The sequence below is a fragment of the Streptomyces sp. NPDC002564 genome (assembly GCF_042889645.1).
Lineage (GTDB): Bacteria > Actinomycetota > Actinomycetes > Streptomycetales > Streptomycetaceae > Streptomyces.
The window spans coordinates 84,773-102,079 of sequence record NZ_JBIARE010000014.1 but is presented as its reverse complement, the minus strand read 5'-3'; the positions used below and the strand labels follow the sequence as shown (position 1 = coordinate 102,079).

Annotated in this window: 12 protein-coding genes; 2 read left to right on the top strand and 10 right to left on the bottom strand. The window is 74.1% G+C overall.

Annotation, left to right across the window (positions count from 1 at the left end):
- Nucleotides 1–10: 10 nt before the first annotated feature.
- The 6 genes from ACFYXE_RS34060 to ACFYXE_RS34035 all read right to left on the bottom strand — a co-directional run bounded on the left by ACFYXE_RS34060 (nt 11) and on the right by ACFYXE_RS34035 (nt 9,111).
- A complete protein-coding gene (locus ACFYXE_RS34060) occupies nt 11–2,305 on the bottom strand; it encodes a xanthine dehydrogenase family protein molybdopterin-binding subunit (RefSeq protein ID WP_389319292.1) in 2,295 nt (764 codons plus the stop codon).
- Nucleotides 2,302–4,584 (bottom strand): 2Fe-2S iron-sulfur cluster-binding protein, encoded by a 2,283-nt coding sequence (locus ACFYXE_RS34055; protein ID WP_389319290.1) that lies wholly within the window; start codon nt 4,582–4,584, stop codon nt 2,302–2,304. Before ACFYXE_RS34055 ends, ACFYXE_RS34060 begins: the two co-directional genes overlap by 4 nt.
- The gene (locus ACFYXE_RS34050; protein ID WP_361179706.1) at nt 4,581–5,486 is read right to left on the bottom strand and encodes an FAD binding domain-containing protein; all 906 of its coding nucleotides are present in this window, start codon (nt 5,484–5,486) and stop codon (nt 4,581–4,583) included. Before ACFYXE_RS34050 ends, ACFYXE_RS34055 begins: the two co-directional genes overlap by 4 nt.
- A 386-nt stretch (nt 5,487–5,872) precedes the next feature.
- Nucleotides 5,873–7,498 (bottom strand): beta-N-acetylhexosaminidase, encoded by a 1,626-nt coding sequence (locus ACFYXE_RS34045; RefSeq protein WP_389319288.1) that lies wholly within the window; start codon nt 7,496–7,498, stop codon nt 5,873–5,875.
- A gap of 122 nt (nt 7,499–7,620) precedes the next feature.
- Complete coding sequence (locus tag ACFYXE_RS34040) at nt 7,621–7,926, bottom strand: DUF3039 domain-containing protein (protein ID WP_361179701.1); 306 nt, start codon at nt 7,924–7,926, stop codon at nt 7,621–7,623.
- A 15-nt stretch (nt 7,927–7,941) separates the two neighbouring features.
- The gene (locus tag ACFYXE_RS34035; RefSeq protein WP_389319285.1) at nt 7,942–9,111 is read right to left on the bottom strand and encodes an MFS transporter; all 1,170 of its coding nucleotides are present in this window, start codon (nt 9,109–9,111) and stop codon (nt 7,942–7,944) included.
- Between the two features lie 144 nt (nt 9,112–9,255).
- On the opposite strand from ACFYXE_RS34035, the gene ACFYXE_RS34030 reads away from it, so the two are divergent.
- Nucleotides 9,256–10,161 (top strand): LysR family transcriptional regulator, encoded by a 906-nt coding sequence (locus tag ACFYXE_RS34030; protein ID WP_389319283.1) that lies wholly within the window; start codon nt 9,256–9,258, stop codon nt 10,159–10,161.
- Here ACFYXE_RS34030 and ACFYXE_RS34025 read toward each other — a convergent pair.
- Nucleotides 10,134–10,769, bottom strand: a complete 636-nt coding sequence (locus tag ACFYXE_RS34025; protein ID WP_389319281.1) for a YqgE/AlgH family protein — start codon at nt 10,767–10,769, stop codon at nt 10,134–10,136. The two genes, ACFYXE_RS34030 and ACFYXE_RS34025, sit on opposite strands and share 28 nt — an antisense overlap.
- Nucleotides 10,770–11,023: 254 nt before the next feature.
- Between ACFYXE_RS34025 and murA the strand changes: the two genes are divergently transcribed.
- Nucleotides 11,024–12,364 (top strand): UDP-N-acetylglucosamine 1-carboxyvinyltransferase, encoded by a 1,341-nt coding sequence (gene murA / locus ACFYXE_RS34020; RefSeq protein ID WP_361179691.1) that lies wholly within the window; start codon nt 11,024–11,026, stop codon nt 12,362–12,364.
- Nucleotides 12,365–12,456: 92 nt separating this feature from the next.
- Here murA and ACFYXE_RS34015 read toward each other — a convergent pair whose 3' ends face one another.
- The 3 genes from ACFYXE_RS34015 to ACFYXE_RS34005 form a co-directional block, all read right to left on the bottom strand.
- The gene (locus ACFYXE_RS34015; protein WP_016645140.1) at nt 12,457–12,738 is read right to left on the bottom strand and encodes an HU family DNA-binding protein; all 282 of its coding nucleotides are present in this window, start codon (nt 12,736–12,738) and stop codon (nt 12,457–12,459) included.
- 304 nt (nt 12,739–13,042) lie between these two features.
- Nucleotides 13,043–14,473 (bottom strand): NAD-dependent malic enzyme, encoded by a 1,431-nt coding sequence (locus ACFYXE_RS34010; RefSeq protein ID WP_361179689.1) that lies wholly within the window; start codon nt 14,471–14,473, stop codon nt 13,043–13,045.
- A gap of 412 nt (nt 14,474–14,885) precedes the next feature.
- Nucleotides 14,886–17,282 (bottom strand): HelD family protein, encoded by a 2,397-nt coding sequence (locus ACFYXE_RS34005; protein ID WP_389319278.1) that lies wholly within the window; start codon nt 17,280–17,282, stop codon nt 14,886–14,888.
- Nucleotides 17,283–17,307: the final 25 nt, after the last annotated feature.

Below are 17,307 nucleotides of genomic sequence, written 5' to 3'. Positions count from 1 at the left end.
GGCTCCGCCGTCAGGTGGTGGCGACGGCCGCCTGCGGGCGGATCGGGAGGCGGTTGACCGGGCGGCCCGTCGCCGCGCGGACCGCCGACGCGATCGCCGCGGGGGACGTCACGACCGGCACCGCGCTGGCCGCCTTCGCGCCGAAGGGCGCCACGACGTCCCGCTCCTCGACCAGCTTCACGATGCGGATGTCCGGGGTGTCCAGGGCGGTGGGCAGCGCGTAGCCCGTCAGGTCCGGATGGCGGACCAGGCCGCGCGGCGTGCGCAGGTTCTCCGTGAGGGCGGCGCCCACGCCCTGCGTGACGCCCGCCTCGATACGGGCCCGCAGCTGGGCGGGGTTGAGGATGCGGCCCACGTCCTGGGCGACGGCGAGCTCCACGACCCGGACGGCGCCGATCTCGATGTCGACGTCGACGACCGCGCGGATCGCGCAGAACGCCATGCCGACGAAGGCGTCGCCCTGCCCGGCCTCGTCGAGCGGCTCGGTCGGGTGCGGACGGCACTGGGCCGTGGCCCACAGTTCCTTGCCGTCCAGCGCCTCGGTGACGGTCGTGGAGAGCACGCCGTCGTACGAGGTGATCTTGCCGTCGGTGATCTGCAGGAGCTCGGTGGACATGCCGAACTTGTGGGCCAGCGGCTGCAGGAGCTGCGTGCGGACCATCTTCGCGGCGCGCTCCACCGCGCCGCCCGACACCCAGGTGTGGCGGCCGCGGCAGCTCGGTCCCGCGGGCGGCTGGTCGGTGTCGACCGGCGCGACCCGCACGTCCTCGATGCCCAGCGTCTCCTGGACGATCTGGCGGGCCAGGGTGGTGAAGCCCTGACCGGTCTCGACGGCCGCGCAGATCACCGTCGCCACGCCGTCGTGGACCTTCACGGTGGCCGTGGAGACCTCGTCGGTGCCCTCGGCGCCCAGGAGCTGGACCATGCCCAGGCCGTAGCCCACGCCCCGGCGCACCGCGGCGGGCTCGCCCGCGCCCTCGGGGCCGCCGGGCAGCAGCCACTCGTCCTCGGGGGTGTCCTTGGGCAGGTCGGGCAGCGGGAAGTCCCGTACGGCGGCGAGCAGTTCGGCCACCGGGGCCGGGCACGTCACCGTCTGCCCGGTGGGCAGGATGTCCCCGGTCGCCATGGCGTTGCGCAGCCGCAGCTCGGCCGGGTCGACGCCCAGCTTCTTGGCGATCTTGTCCATCTGCGCCTCGTAGGCGGCGCACACCTGGAGGGCGCCCTCGCCGCGCACATGGCCGGAGGGCGGGTTGTTCGTACGGACCGCCCAGCCCTCGATGAAGGCGTTCGGCACGACGTAGGGGCCGCAGGCGAAGGAGACGGCGGCGGCCAGCGCCTCCGCCGACGTGTCCGCGTACGCGCCCGCGTCGAGCAGGACCTGCGCCTCCACCTTGACCAGGCGGCCCTCGGCGTCCGCGTGGTGGCGGTAGCGCAGCAGCGTGGGGTGGCGGTGGGCGTGGCCGAGGAAGGACTCCTCGCGGGTCGCGGTCAGCTTGACCGGGCAGCCGGTGCGCAACGCGAGGAGCCCGAGCGGGAGTTGGAAGCTCGCGTCCTCGCGGTCGGCGGTCGCGCCGGGCACGCCCGTCACGACGACCTTCACGCGGTCGGGGGTGATGCCGAAGCAGGCGGCGGCGCGGTCCCGGTCGGCGTGCGGGTCGGTGGAGGCGATGTACAGCTCCACTCCCCCGTCCGGGCGCGGCACCGCGAGGCCCGCCTCCGCGCCGATCGGCGCCGGGTCCTGGCGGCCGATGCGGTACAGGCCCTCGACGACGAGCTCGCCCGCCGCCTCCGGGTCGCCGTGCCGCAGCGGGATGTGCCGGATCAGGTTCCCGTCGGGGTGCAGGGGTTCGGCCTCGAAGGCCTTCTCCGGGTCGGTGACCGGTTCGAGCACCTCGTACTCGACGATGACGGCGGCGGCCGCCATCCGCGCGGTGTCGGGGTGGTCGGCGGCCACGGCGGCGATGGCCTCGCCGTGGTGGCGTACGACGTCGGACGCGAAGACCGGCCGGTCCGCGGTCCGCCGTCCGTGCGTCCGCTCGCCCGGCACGTCCTCGTGGGTGACGACCGCGCGTACGCCCGGCATCTCCAGGGCGTGGCTGGTGTCGACGGAGACGATGCGGGCGTGCGCGTGCGGGGAGCGCAGCACCGCCGCCCACAGCAGGCCCTCGGCCCACAGGTCGGAGGCGTAGGGGAAGGTGCCCTCCGTCTTGACCCGGGACTCGGCCGACGGCAGCGACGCGCCGATGCCGTGCGGCGGCTCGGCGCCCGGCGCGGCGGACGTCGCGGTGGTGGCGTCGGTGCTCACGCGTGGCCTCCGTCCTGGCCGTAGGGGCCCTGCGGCCCTTCGGGTCCGGCTCCGTCGTACGGGTGCGGCCCGTCGTAGGGGCCGCCGGGCACGCCGTCGTACGTGCCGTCGTGCGTGGCCTGGTGGACGCCGCCGGCGCCCGGGCCCGCCTGGTGCGGGATGCGCGCCTCGTCGGCGTGCTCGTGCTGGTGCTCGTGGCCGTCGTGCGCCGCGGCCCCGGCGGCCGTCGCGGACGCCTCGCGCTCGGCGACGACCTCGCGCACGGCGTCCAGGACGCCCCGGTAGCCGGAGCAGCGGCAGAGGTTGCCGCACAGCGCGCGGCGGGCCTCCAGGTCGGTGGGGGCGGGGTTGCCCTCCAGGAGGTCGTGCACGGTCATCGCCATGCCCGGCACGCAGAAGCCGCACTGCACCGCGCCGCACGCGGCGAGCGCGCGCTGCACGTCGGAGGGCTGTCCGTCGGCGGCCAGGCCCTCGACGGTGCGGACCTCGCTGCCCGCGGTGGTCGCGGCCGGGACCAGGCAGGAGGCGACCAGGCGGCCGTCCACCTGGACGTTGCACGCCCCGCACTCGCCCTGCGAGCAGCCGTCCTTGGCGCCCGCGAGGCCGAGCCGCTCGCGCAGCACGTAGAGCAGGGACTCGCCGATCCAGGCGTCCGTGACGGGCCGGTCGGTGCCGTTCACGCGCAGGACGTACGAGACGAGGGGGTGGTCGTCGTGGAGCGGGGTGGGGGCCAGGGCGGCGTCGGTGGCGGCCTCCACGGCCTCCACGGACTCGACGGCGGGACTGCCCTCGACCGCCTCGACCGCCTCGACCGACGCGATCGTCTCGGCCGTCTCGACGGCCTGGGCTGCGGTGGCCCCGGGGTCCTCGGCGGGGGCGGCCGACTCGTCGGGCGCGGCGGCCTGTTGCGGCTCCGCGTCCACGGCCGCGTCCGGCTCCGCCGCCGGTTCCGGCGCGGGGGCGTCGTCCGGTACGGGCGTCTCGTCCGGGGCGTCCACCGGCGCGGTCTCGGCGGCGGGGACGTCGGGGGCGGGCGCGGGGGGCTCGTGGGCCTCGGACCCGAACCCGGCCGGGACAGCGGCCTGCATCTCGGCCGTCGCCTCGGTCGCCGTCTCGACCGGGGGCGCGGACGCCTCGGGGCTCTCGGCGACCTCGGGGGCCTCCGGTGCCTGCGGGACCTCCGGGGCCCGCACCGGCTCCTCGGCGACGGGCTCCGCGGCCGGCTCGGCGCCGGGCCGCTCGACGGGCCGCCGCACCGGCTGCTCCACCGGCCGCTCGGCCGACGGCACACTGATGGCCCGCAGCAACTGCGTCTTCTCGAACCGGCTTTCCTGCTCGGGCTCCTCCGGCCGCTCGGGGACGGCCTCGTGCGCGGCGGGCTCGTGCGGGACGGGCTCGTGCGGGACGGGCTCGTGCGGGACGGGCTGCGGGGCCTGCCGCGCGGGCGCGTGCAGGGGCTCGTGCGGGGCCTCGTACAGGCTCTCCCGCGGGGTGCCCAGCGCGTCCTGCGCGGCCTCCCGCGAGGGGGCGCCCCAGGGCGCACCGGCCCCCGCGCCCGTCGCCCACGGCGCGGGCGCGCCGCCGGGCAGCGTCGCGGGCGGCGCGGCGCCGCCCCGTCCCCACGCGCCGAGCTCCGCGGCCAGCGACGAGGCCGTGAACTCCCCGGACTCGTCCGGCAGATCACCGTCGGCGACCGGGATCGACCACTGGCCGGTGACGTCGGTGCCGGACGCCGGGGCGCCGGGACCGTGCGGCTGCTGCCCGTACTGGTGGCCGTAGTCCCGCGACTCGTAGTCCTGCTGCTCGTAGTCCCGCTGCTCGAAATCCTGCTGCTCGTAGTCCCGCTCGTACGCCGGGGCCCCGCCCTGCCCGTACGGCCGGCGCTCCCCGCTCTCCGCGCTCTCCGGGCTCTGCGCGTCGAAGGTCCACTGGCCGGTCGCCCGCGGGTCGTACCCGTGGGTGCCGTCGTGGCCCTGCGCCGGGGGCGCGGGCTGCTGCTGCGCGGTGCCCGCCTCGGGCCAGCGCACGGCGCGGCCGCCGCCCGCGCCGGTGACCTCGGGCGGCATGACCCAGGCGCCGGTGGCGGCCGGGTCGGTGGCGTCGGCGGTGGTGGGGTTGACCGTTATCTGCGGCGGGACGTAGCCGTGCCCGGGCGCGGCGAGCGGGGCGTCCAGCAGGCCCTCGGGGAGCTGCACGAACGCCGTGGCGTCCGAGTCGTACTCGCCCTGCGGGTGCGGCTGCCAGCCGCCGCCGTTGTGGGTGTTCTGGTCGTCGCTCACGACAGCGCCCTCCCCAGTGCTCGTCGGGCCAGTGCGGCGACGGTGCGCCGCAGGTGCAGTACGGCGGGCGACAGCGGCTGTTCGGTGCCGTCGGCCGCCGGGGGCTGCTCGGGGATGCAGGCGGCGGCGACGTACTCGCCGAAGGCGGTGACCGCCTCCGGGACGAGGCTGCCGCGCTCGCCGTCCCAGTCGATCAGCGAGGCCACCCACTCCTCGGCCTCCAGGGGCCGCAGCGGCATCGGCGCGATGGCGCCGACCGCGCAGCGCACCCCGCGCCGCGCGGGGTCGAGGACGAGCGCGACGGAGGCGCTGGCCCGGCCGGGCCCGGTGCGGCCGGTCGCCTTGAGGAACACCTGCGGCGCGTGCAGCAGCGGGACGCGCACGAAGCCGATGAGCTCGCCGGGGCGGAGCATCTCCATGCCGGCGAGCAGGTGCGAGACGGGCAGCTCGCGGCGGGCGCCGCCGGGCCCCGCGATGATCAGGACGGCTTCGAGGGCGGCGAGCACCGGCAGCGCGTCGCCGGTCGGCGCGGCCGAGGCGATGTTGCCGCCGAGGGTGCCCGCGTTGCGGATCTGCGGCGGGCCCGCGGCGCGCGCGGCGGCGGCGAGCGCGGGGATCAGGGCGGCGAAGTCGGGGCGGCCCATGCGGGCGTGGGTCAGGCCCGCGCCGAGCAGGGCGTGGCCGTCCTGGTACTGCCAGCCGCGGATCTCGCTGATCCGGCCGAGGCCGACGAGGGCGGCGGGGCGCAGCTGCCCGGAGTTGACCGACGTCATCAGGTCGGTGCCGCCGGCGACGGGCACGGCGGCGGGCATGGCGGTGAGTGCCGCCACGGCCTCGTCCAGCGTGGCGGGCAGCTTCACCGACTGCGGTGTCCGTGCCGCCTGCGGTGCGTGCGTGCTCAAAACCGGCTGCCCCTTCCCGATGCCCGGCCGCCTACTCCACGTACGACGCGTAGGTGAAGTGCTCGCCGTTTCGCGACGTGTCACCGTTACGCCTGTTCCGCCGTACGGTACGTGCTCACAACCCGGACGTGGCAACTCTGGCACATCTTCCCCGGGCCCCGACGCGGGGGTCCGCTAGGAGGCATTCGTCCGCGGACCTGGTGGATGTACCGGTTTCGCACCCCCTCGCCGGTGGGCGGGAATTGCCCCGGTCCGGTGATGTGCGGGCGGCTTGTTCCTCCGGCATACCCACGTGGTCCGCGGCCCGTGCGCGTGCTCCGCGCCGCCGCTTCCGGCGGCCCACGCTCCCAGCGCGGACCGCCGGGAGCACGCACCCGGAGGGTGACTCACACGTTTGGGGGCGCCCCCTCGATCGGGCGTCCGAGCACACCCGGTCGCTGCTGTCGCGGCAACGGGCCGCCGGGCGGCCGGTAGTCGACGCCGAGGGCGTCAAGTCGCCCGTAGTGGGCGGTCATCCGGCGCTCGAAGTCGGCGAAGTCCCGCTCGGCCGGGGCGGGCAGCGTGCGCCAGGCCACCTCGCAGAAGGCGGCGAGCCGCGGGAACACCTGGTAGTCGACGCGCTGCTGGTGCTCCATCACCTCGGTCCAGACGTTGGCCTGGGTGCCGAGCACGTGGGCGGCCTCCTCCTCGGTGAGCTCGGCGGGCACCGGCTCGAAGCGGTAGACGTCCTCCAGCGTGCGGATGAACCCGATGGGCATCGGCTCGTCGGGGCCGCCGTCCTGGCGGTGGTCCAAGTACACGTGCTGCTCGGGACACATGACGACGTCGTGGCCGGATTTGGCCGCGGCGATGCCGCCGCGGTAGCCGCGCCAGGAGGAGACGGTGGCGCCCTCGGCGAGGCCGCCCTCCAGGATCTCGTCCCAGCCGATGAGCCGCCGCCCGCGCTCGGCGAGCCAGCGGTCGAAGTGCCGGATGAACCAGCTCTGCAGGCCGTTCTCGTCCTCGACCTCCAGCTCCTTGATGCGGGTCTGGGCGGTGGCCGACTCCTTCCACTGGTCCTTGGGGCACTCGTCGCCGCCGACGTGGATGAAGGTGGAGGGGAAGAGGTCGAGGATCTCCTCCAGGACCCCTTCGTAGAAGCTGATGACCTCGTCGGTGGGGGCGAGGACGTTCTTGCTGACCCCCCAGGTGTCCCAGACGGTGAGCGCCTCGGTGTCGACGACGTCGGAGTTGCCCAGGTGCGGGTACGCGCTGATGGCGGCCTGCGAGTGGCCGGGGATGTCGATCTCGGGGACGACGGTGATGTGCAGCGACCGCGCGTACGCGACGATCTCGCGGATGTCGTCCTGGGTGTAGTGGCCGCCGTGCGGGCGCTCCTCCCACAGCGGGGAGGCGCGGTGGCCCCACTTGGAGCGGGCCCGCCACGAGCCGCTCTCGGTGAGCCGCGGGTGGCGCTTGATCTCCACGCGCCAGCCCTGGTCGTCGGTGAGGTGGAAGTGGAAGACGTTGAGCTTGTGCGCGGCGAGCAGGTCCAGGTAGCGCAGGACCCCTTCCTTCGGCATGAAGTGCCGTGCCACGTCGAGCATCATGCCGCGCCAGCCGAAGCGGGGCGCGTCCTCGATCACGCCCGCGGGCACGGTGTGCTCGGCGCCGGGCCGCAGCTGCGCGCGGCGGAAGGCGTCGGGACCGAGGAGCTGGCGCAGGGTCTGGGCGCCCCAGAAGACACCGGCGGCCGCGCCGCCGCGGATCTCGACGCGCTCGCCGTCGACGGTGAGCCGGTACGCCTCCGGCTCCAGGGAGTCGTCGACGCGCAGGGACAGGGAGTTGGCCGCGTCCTCGGCGCCGTCGCGCAGCGGCAGGCCGAGCGCGGTGCCGAGGGCGGCGCGCAGCCACCGCTCGGTGGACCCGGTGCCGGGGCCGGCCCAGAGGGTGGTGGCGGCGTCGATGACGAAGGAGGAGCTCTGCGTGGCCTCGGCGCGTGCGGGCGCCGGGATGAGGTGCTCAAAGGTCATGAAACCGTAGGCTGTCACGCGATTGCACAACGCAAAAGGGGCGTTGCGGCAGGCGCAACGCCCCTGGGGCGAAGGGGTCTCACGAGGGCCCCGGCAGGGCCCTCACGACGGACCGCGAGGGGCTACTTCTTGCCGCCCTTGCCGTCCTTGCCGCCCTTGTCCTTGTCGCCGCCGGCGCCCATGGACTCGTAGATCTCCTTGCACATGGGACAGACGGGGTACTTCTTCGGGTCGCGGCCGGGGACCCACACCTTGCCGCAGAGCGCCACGACGGGCGTGCCGTCCATGGCGCTCGCCATGATCTTGTCCTTCTGGACGTAGTGCGCATAGCGCTCGTGGTCGCCGTCACCGTGCGACACCTGGGGCGTCGGCTCTACGAGGGTCCCCGTACCTGCCCCGCGCTCGGGCTCGGGCTCAAGAGTGCTCATAAGGGCCAAGGGTACTCACGCCCGCCGACTCCCGGCAGCGGCTGTCGCCGGGAGTGCGCCGGGGCGTGCCGTCGCCAGGTGCAGGACGAGCCCGGCGCCCGCGACGGCGGCCGCCGCCCACGGCAGGGCGCGCGGCGCGAGCCCCGTGGCGAGGGCGAGCCCGGCGAGGGCGGAGCCGACCGCGCTGCCCAGGTAGAGCGCGGAGTTGTTCAGCGCGAGGGCGACCGTGCCGCGTTCGGCGCGCAGGGCGAGCAGCCGGTGCTGCTGCGGGACCTGGAAGGCCCAGCCCGCCGCGCCCCACACGACCAGCGCGGGATACGCGGCGGCACCGAGCAGCGGCAGCAGGCCGATCGCGACGACCAGGGTCGAGACGATCCCGGTCACCAGGGCGACCACCCGCCCGGTGCGGTCCACCAGCGGCCCGGCGAGCACGCTGCCGAGCACCCCGCCGATCCCCCACGCCCACAGGTGGGGCGCCACGTCGCCCTCGCCCACGCCGCCCGAGGAGGCGAGCACCGGCGCCAGGTAGGTGTAGAGGCCGAGGCTGGCCACCGCGCCGAGGAAGGAGACGCCCACGACGGGCAGCACCGTCCGGTCGGCGAGCGCCCCGAGCCGTGCCCGCACCGGGACCGGCGGCTCGGCGGGCATCTCGGGCAGCCCGGCCGCGAGGCCGAGCAGCGCGACCGTGCCGAGCCCCGTGACCAGCCACATCGTGGCCCGCCAGGACGTGTGGTCGGCGAGCAGCACGCCCAGCGGCACACCGAGCACGGTGCCCGAGCTCATCCCGCCCATCACCAGCGCGAGCGCCCGCCCGCGCCGCTCGGGGCCGGCCAGCGTGGCGGCGGCGGCCGTGGACAGCGCCGAGTAGACCCCGGCGCCCGCCCCCGCCACGGCCCGCGCCAGGAGCAGCACGGCAAGACCGGGCGCGAGCGCGGTGAGCGCGTTGCCGAGCGCGAAGACGGCCAGCGCGGCGACGACGAGGGCCCGCGGCCGTACGCCCGACAGGAGCCCCGCCACCAGCGGCGCGCTGACCGCGTAGGCGAGGGTGAAGACGGTGACCATCTGCCCCGCGAGCGAGACGGTCGTCCCCAGGTCCTTCGCGACGACCGGCAGCAGCCCGGCCGTCACATAGGCGTCCAGGCCCAGCGTGAAGGACCCCAGCATCAACAGCCACACTTTGCGCACGCGACCCAACTCCCTTGCTCGTGCACGTCGCTGCCCGGCTCGTCGCCGGCACGTCCACCGGCTTCGGCACCGGCGGATCCGGACCGTAGGCAGCCTCCGGTTCCCCGGGGAAATGCCCGCGGCGTGCACTTATGCTCGGGACGCATGGATCACGTACGCACCGCGGACCGGGCGGGGACGGAGGCGGTGGAACTGCGCCACCTGCGCGGATTCCTCGCCGTCGCCGACGAGCTGAGCTTCACCCACGCCGCCGACCGGCTCCGCGTCGGGCAGCCCGCGCTGACCCGCACGGTGCGCGCCCTGGAGGAGAGCCTCGGGGCGCGGCTCCTGGAACGGACCACGCGCCGCGTCGGGCTCACCGAGGCCGGGCGCAGGCTGCGCGACGACCTCGCCCCGCTCCTGGCCCGGCTCGACACCGCCCTGGACACCGCCGCGGGCGCCGAACCGCCGCTGCTGCGGCTCGGCTTCACCTCGGTCCTGCCCGAGGCGTGCGTCCCGCTGACCGCCGCCTTCAAGGCCGCGACCGGCGCGGGCGTGCGCCTGGTCCGCCGTGACGCGCCGCTCGCGGGCCTGGCGTCGGGGGCCTGTGACGTGGCGGTGGTACGCGGTGACGTGCCGGCGGGCGGCGCGGTGCGCTCACGCGTGCTGCTGCGCGAGCCGCGGGTGGCGGTCGTCGCCCGCGGCTCGGCCGAACTCGCGGGCCGCCGCGTCCTGGACTGGGCGGAGCTCGCCGACTTCCCGCTGGTCGTGAACACGGTGACCGGCACGACCCGCCCGGAGCTGTGGCCCGAGGGCCGCCGCCCCCGGCTCGCCTGCACCGCCGACAACCTCGACGAGTGGCTGGAGGCGGTCGCGGCGGGCCACGGCGTGGGCGTGGCGCCCGAGCCGGTGGCCCGCAGGCACGCCCATCCGTCGCTGCGCCGCGTCCGGCTGAAGAACGCCCCGCCGGTCACCGTGTCCCTGGCGGTCGCCGCCCGCGACGCGCACCCGCTGGCCGTGCGCTATCTGGAGCAGTGCGCCGCTCAGTTCAGCGACGGGTCGTCCGGATAGGTCGCCACCATCGCGAGCTCGCTGCGCTGGCGGCGCAGCACCGCGCGCCACAGCCGCTCCGGATCCGGTGAGGAGACGTCGCCCGGCTCGGACTCGACCACGTACCAGGCGCCGTCCTCCAGCTCGTTCTCCAGCTGGCCCGGGCCCCAGCCCGAGTAGCCCGCGAAGATCCGCAGGGAGCCGAGGGCCGAGGCCAGGAGCTCCGGCGGGGCCTCCAGGTCGACCAGGCCGATCGCGCCGTGCACCCGGCGGAAGCCCACCGGGTCGGCGCCGCCCGCACGCGACCGCGCGCCGCGGGCCGACGTTCTGCCGCCGCGCGGGCGGGCGCCCGGGGCGTGCGCCTCGTCGCCCGGGATCACGGCGACCCCCAGCGCCGAGTCGAGCGAGACGGGTCCGCCCTGGAAGACGACGCCGGGCGTGCCGGTCAGCTCGCCCCAGCCCTCCAGGATGTCGGCGACGTCCACCGGCGTCGGGCGGTTGAGGACCACGCCGAGCGAGCCCTCCTCGTCGTGGTCGAGGAGCAGCACCACCGCGCGGTCGAAGTTCGGGTCCGCCAGGGCGGGCGTCGCCACGAGAAGCCGCCCTGTGAGCGAGGACACCTCGGTCATGGACCACATGATCCCGCATCTTTGCCCTGCGCGGGGAGCCAATGCGCATACCGGAGTGAATGCAGCTCAGGGCCCCGCGGGGTCGTGCGGTACGCCTGCGACCTGCGGTGACCCGGAGTGTCCGGTTCCGAACGTTTCGTGTTGTGGCGAAGTCATGACGTGCTTGACCCGTCCTCGGCCTTACGGAAGGGGGGTACGCGGCCATTACGCTTGCCCTTTGGTCCCCCCGTCCATCCAATCGGAACGCGAGATTCATGACCGTCACCGATGACGTACTGCTTGTCCACGGCGGAACCCCGCTGGAGGGTGAAATCCGTGTCCGCGGCGCGAAGAACCTCGTGCCCAAGGCCATGGTCGCCGCGCTGCTCGGCAGCGCTCCGAGCCGGCTGCGCAATGTCCCCGACATCCGGGACGTCCGCGTCGTCCGCGGCCTGCTGCAGCTGCACGGCGTGACCGTCCGCCCCGGTGAGCAGCCGGGCGAGCTCATCATGGACCCGTCGCACGTGGAGAGCGCGAACGTCGCCGACATCGACGCCCACGCGGGCTCGTCGCGCATTCCGATCCTCTTCTGCGGCCCGCTGCTGCACCGCCTCGGGCACGCCTTCATCCCCGGTCTCGGCGGCTGCGACATCGGCGGCCGGCCGATCGACTTCCACTTCGAGGTGCTCCGCCAGTTCGGCGCGACCATCGAGAAGCGCGAGGGCGGGCAGTACCTGGAGGCCCCGCAGCGGCTGCGCGGCACCAAGATCCGGCTGCCGTACCCGTCCGTGGGCGCCACCGAGCAGGTGCTGCTGACCGCCGTGCTCGCGGAGGGCGTGACCGAGCTCTCGAACGCGGCGGTGGAGCCGGAGATCGAGGACCTGATCTGCGTCCTGCAGAAAATGGGCGCGATCATCGCCATGGACACCGACCGGACCATACGGATCACCGGCGTCGACAGCCTCGGCGGCTACAACCACCACGCCCTCTCGGACCGCCTGGAGGCCGCCTCCTGGGCTTCCGCGGCCCTGGCGACCGAAGGCAATATCTACGTCCGCGGCGCCCAGCAGCGCTCGATGATGACGTTCCTGAACACCTACCGGAAGGTGGGCGGTGCCTTCGAGATCGACGACGAGGGCATCCGCTTCTGGCACCCGGGCGGCTCGCTCAACGCGATCGCGCTGGAGACGGACGTGCACCCCGGTTTCCAGACCGACTGGCAGCAGCCGCTCGTGGTGGCCCTGACGCAGGCCGCGGGCCTGTCCATCGTCCACGAGACGGTCTACGAGTCCCGGCTGGGATTCACCTCCGCGCTCAACCAGATGGGCGCACACATCCAGCTCTACCGCGAGTGCCTGGGCGGCTCGGACTGCCGCTTCGGCCAGCGCAACTTCCTGCACTCGGCGGTCGTCAGCGGCCCCACGAAGCTGCAGGGCGCCGATCTGGTCATCCCCGACCTGCGCGGCGGCTTCTCGTACCTGATCGCGGCCCTCGCGGCGCAGGGCACGTCCCGCGTCCACGGCATCGACCTGATCAACCGCGGCTACGAGAATTTCATGGACAAGCTCGTCGAGCTCGGCGCGAAGGTCGAGCTGCCGGGCAGGGCGGCGCTGTAGCGGAACCGGCCCGGCCCGCGCGGGGGCCGGGCCGGACGCACACGAAAGGGGCGGTCACCCGGTGGGTGACCGCCCCTTTCAGCTGCTCGGGGTTACTTCCCCTTGGCCGCTTCCTTCAGCTTGGAACCAGCCGAAACCTTGACGCTGTAACCGGCCGGAATGTTGATCGGCTCGCCGGTCTGCGGGTTGCGGGCGGTGCGAGCGGCACGGTGGGTGCGCTCGAAGGTCAGGAAGCCGGGGATGGTGACCTTCTCGTCGCCCTTGGCAACGATCTCGCCGACGGTCTCGGCGAACGCGGCCAGCACGGCGTCGGCGTCCTTGCGGGTCACCTCGGCGCGGTCGGCCAGCGCGGCCACCAGCTCACTGCGGTTCATGTTTGTACTCCCGTGTTCTTTTGCCGTTGAGGCGTGCCACGCGGCAGAGCCGCATGATGGGCACAGCGAAGACGATGCTGCCAGGGTCCTCGGACAGTCCCCGGACCCGGGTCTGACGTCAGACCCTCGCGCCCGATTACGCATCCTGCCCCCACCTGCGGCGGGAAAGCCAATCCGGCGCCCTTGGGGGTCACACGAAAAGCGTCCGCCGCCCCTGAAATGACGGGGCCGGGAGGGCTTGCTTGCTGCCAAGCCACCCTAGAGGGGCCCCTCGGGCCCCGGGTCCCGCGACGCGCCGGTCCCGTTACGCCGTGGGACCCGTCACAGCGGCCCCGGCGGCCTTCGCGGCGGTCCGCACGGCACCGGCGACGGCACCCGCGACCTTGTCGTTGAAGACGCTGGGGATGATGTAGTTGCGGTTCAGCTCGTCCTCCGCGACGACGTCCGCGAGGGCGCCCGCGGCGGCCAGCATCATCTCCGTGTTGACCGTCCGCGACTGGGCGTCGAGGAGGCCGCGGAAGACGCCGGGGAAGACCAGGACGTTGTTGATCTGGTTCGGGAAGTCCGAGCGGCCGGTGGCGACGACCGCCGCCGTCTGGCGGGCGACCGCCGGGTCGACCTCCGGGTCCGGGTTCGCGAGCGCGAACACGATGGCACCCTCGGCCATGGCGGCCACGTCGTCGCCGTTCAGGACGTTCGGAGCGGAGACGCCGATGAAGACGTCGGCGCCCACCACGGCCTCCTTGAGGGTGCCCGTGAGACCCTCGGGGTTGGTGTTGTCGGCGATCCAGCGCAGCGGCGAGTCCACGTCCGTGCCGACGAGGTCCTCGCGGTCGGCGTGCACGACGCCGTGGATGTCGGCCACCACGGCGTTCTTCACACCGGCGGCCAGCAGCAGCTTGAGGATCGCCGTACCGGCCGCGCCGGCGCCCGACATGACCACGCGCACGTCGCCGATGTTCTTGCCGACCACGCGCAGGGCGTTGGTGAGGGCGGCGAGGACGACGATGGCGGTGCCGTGCTGGTCGTCGTGGAAGACGGGGATGTCGAGGGCCTCGCGCAGCCGGGCCTCGATCTCGAAGCAGCGGGGCGCGGAGATGTCCTCCAGGTTGATGCCCGCGAAGCCGGGGGCGATGGCCTTGACGATCTCGACGATGGCGTCGGTGTCCTGGGTGTCCAGGCAGATCGGCCAGGCATCGATGTCGGCGAAGCGCTTGAAGAGGGCCGCCTTGCCCTCCATGACCGGCATGGCGGCCATCGGGCCGATGTTGCCGAGGCCCAGCACGGCCGAACCGTCCGTTACGACCGCAACGGTGTTCCGCTTGATGGTCAGGCGGCGGGCGTCCTCGGGGTTCTCCGCGATCGCCATGCAGACCCGGGCGACACCCGGGGTGTAGACCATGGAGAGGTCGTCACGGTTCCTGATGGGGTGCTTGGACTGCATCTCGATCTTGCCGCCGAGGTGCATCAGGAACGTACGGTCGGAGACCTTGCCGAGGGTGACGCCCTCGATCGTGCGCAACTGCTCGACGATCTCGTCGGCGTGCGTCGTGGAGGAGGCCGCGATCGTCACGTCGATCCGCAGCATCTCGTGACCGGAGGCCGTGACGTCGAGGCCGGTCACCGAGCCCCCGGAGGACTCGACGGTCGTGGTGAGCCGGGAGACCGCCGTGCCGCTCGCGGGCACCTCCAGCCGGACCGTCATCGAGTAGGAGACGCTGGGCGCCGTTGCCATGGCCGACTTCCTCTGCTTTCACCTTGTAGCTCTTGCCGTCCGATGGTCGCACCTACCGCCGAGTACGTGGTAGTCGCCCCGGATTGAGAACGTTGTGTTCACCGGCCAGTGCGCTGCGTTTTTGGAAACCTGTTTCCACCATACGAGAAGTTGCGGCTCGGTGGAAGGGGCCCCCGAAAACGAGGAAGAGGCCCACGTCACGGTGTGACGTGGGCCTCTTCCGTTCGTTCAATGACACCGACCCGCCATGCTCGCCTCGCGGCAAGTGGTCGCTCGTAGCGACGAAGGTTGGGCCCGGGGGCTTGGATCGGGCCGGTGCCACATCCAAGGTAACAAACGATCCACGTAAGGCAATTCCCGTCCCGCGGGCAAAAGTGTTCTCTCCCGCGCGGACCGCCCCGCGGACCGTCCCTCAGTCCCTCAGCAGGTCCGGCACGCCCGCCGCGTCGGGCTCGTCGCGCTCCCCCGACAGGACGGTGAGCTGCTGCGTCGCGCGCGTCAGCGCCACGTACAGCACCCGCAGACCCGCAGGGGACTCGTCCGCGATCTCCGCGGGCGAGACGACCAGCGTCGCGTCGTACTCCAGGCCCTTGGCCTCCAGGCTGCCGAGCGCCACCACCCGCTCCCCCAGCCCCGCGAGCCAGCGCGCCGCCTGCTCGCGCCGGTTCATCGCCACGACCACGCCGACCGTGCCGGTGACCTGATCCAAGAGCTCGGCCGCCGCCGCGCGCACCGAGGCGGCCAGATCCCCGTCCCGTACGACGGCGAAGCGGGGCTCGATGCCCGTGGAGCGGACCGCCGAGGGGGACTCGGCGCCCGGCATCGCCAGGGCGAGCACCTTCGCGGCGAGCTCGGCGATCTCGGCGGGGTTGCGGTAGTTGACGGTGAGGGTGAAGCGGCGGCGCGGCCGGGTGCCCAGTGCCTCGTCGCGCGCCTCGCCCGCCTCGTCCGGGTCCGACCAGGAGGACTGCGCCGGGTCGCCGACGACCGTCCAGGTGGCGTGCCGCCCGCGGCGGCCCACCATCCGCCACTGCATGGGCGTCAGGTCCTGGGCCTCGTCCACGATGACGTGCGCGTACTCGGTGCGCTCGGCCGCCAGCCGCTCGGCGCGCTCGCGCTGGGACTCCTCGCGCTGCGGCATCAGCTCCTCCAGGCCGGTGAGCAGGTCGAGGGGGTCGAGCTCGCGCTTCTTCCTGGGGCGGTGCGGCGTGCCGAGGATCGCCTGCAGCTCGTCGAGGAGCGCCACGTCGTGCACCGACAGGGCGTCCCGCCGCAGCGAGCGGGCGACCTTGCGGACCTCGCCCGGGTTCAGGATCCGGCGGGCCCAGCGGCCGAGCCGCTTCTCGTCGCCCATCGCGGCGAGCACCCCGCGCGGGGTGAGCTCGGGCCACCAGGCGTCCAGGAAGTGGAGGAAGGCGTCCTCGGACGTGATGTCGTCGTCGAAGGACGAGCGGAGCTCGGCGGCCAGCTCCGGGTCCGTGTGCCGACCCGCCGCGCCGGACTGCGACCACAGGGCGTCCAGGAGGAGCTTGCGGGCGCGCGGGCGCAGCAGGTTGACCGGGGCGGTGCCGCCGAGCGCGGTGCGGCGGATGCGGTCCAGCTGGGCGGCGTCCAGTTCGAGGCGGCGGCCGAAGGCGACGACGCGCAGCCGGGTGGGGGTGCCCTGCCGGGCGCCGGCGCCCCGGGACTCCTCCGCCCCGTCCGCCCCGCCTGTCTCCTCCTGCTCCTCCGGCTCCTCGCCGAAGGCCAGTTGCCCCTGGGCCCCGCGCGGCGCCGCGGCCTTGACGGGCGCGCCCTCCAGGGCCCCGCGGGCGGCCTTGCGCAGCACCCTCAGCATCCGCGAGGAGCCCTTGGCCCTGGCCACCGCCGGGCTGTCGTACTCCGTCGCCGCCACCCCGTCGACCAGCGAGCCGACCGCGCGGATCGCGACCTGCCCCTCCTCGCCGAGGGACGGCAGCACGCCCTCCGTGTAGGCGACCAGGAGCGGGGTCGGGGAGACGATCAGGATGCCGCCCGCGTACCGGCGGCGGTCCTGGTAGAGGAGGTAGGCCGCGCGGTGCAGGGCCACGGCGGTCTTGCCGGTGCCGGGGCCGCCCTCCACGTACGTCACCGACGCGGCGGGCGCCCGGATCACCAGGTCCTGCTCGGCCTGGATGGACGCCACGATGTCCCGCATCGAGTGGCTGCGGGCCTGGCCGAGCGCGGCCATCAGAGCGCCGTCGCCGATCACCGGGAGCACCTCGCCGTCCAGGCGCGCGGTGAGCTCCGGACGCATCAGGTCGTCCTCGACGCCGAGCACCTTGCGGCCCTTGGAGCGGATGACGCGGCGGCGCACCACGCGGCCCGGGTCGACCGGCGTCGAGCGGTAGAAGGGCGCGGCGGCCGGCGCCCGCCAGTCGATGACCAGCGGGGAGTAGTCCGCGTCCAGGACGCCGATGCGGCCGATGTGCAGGGTCTCCGCGATGTCGGCGTGCCGGCCGCTCTCGTCCTCGCGGACCGCGCCCTCGGCCGGCTCGACCGCCGTGTAGGCGCCGTCGGGCCCCTTCTTGCCGTCCTTGCCCTGGAGCAGGTCGATGCGGCCGAAGAGGAAGTCCTCGAACTCGTTGTTCAGCCGGTTGAGGTGCACACCGGCGCGGAAGACCTGCGCGTCGCGCTCGGCGAGCGCGCCGGGCGTGCCGACCTGGGACCGCTTGGCCGCGTCGTCCATCAGGAACTCGGCCTCGTGGATCTTCTCCTCCAGGCGCCGGTAGACCTGGTCGAGATGTCCCTGTTCGACGCTGATCTCGCGGTCGCGTGTGCCTGACGGCATTACTGCGTTGACGTCGGCCACCGAG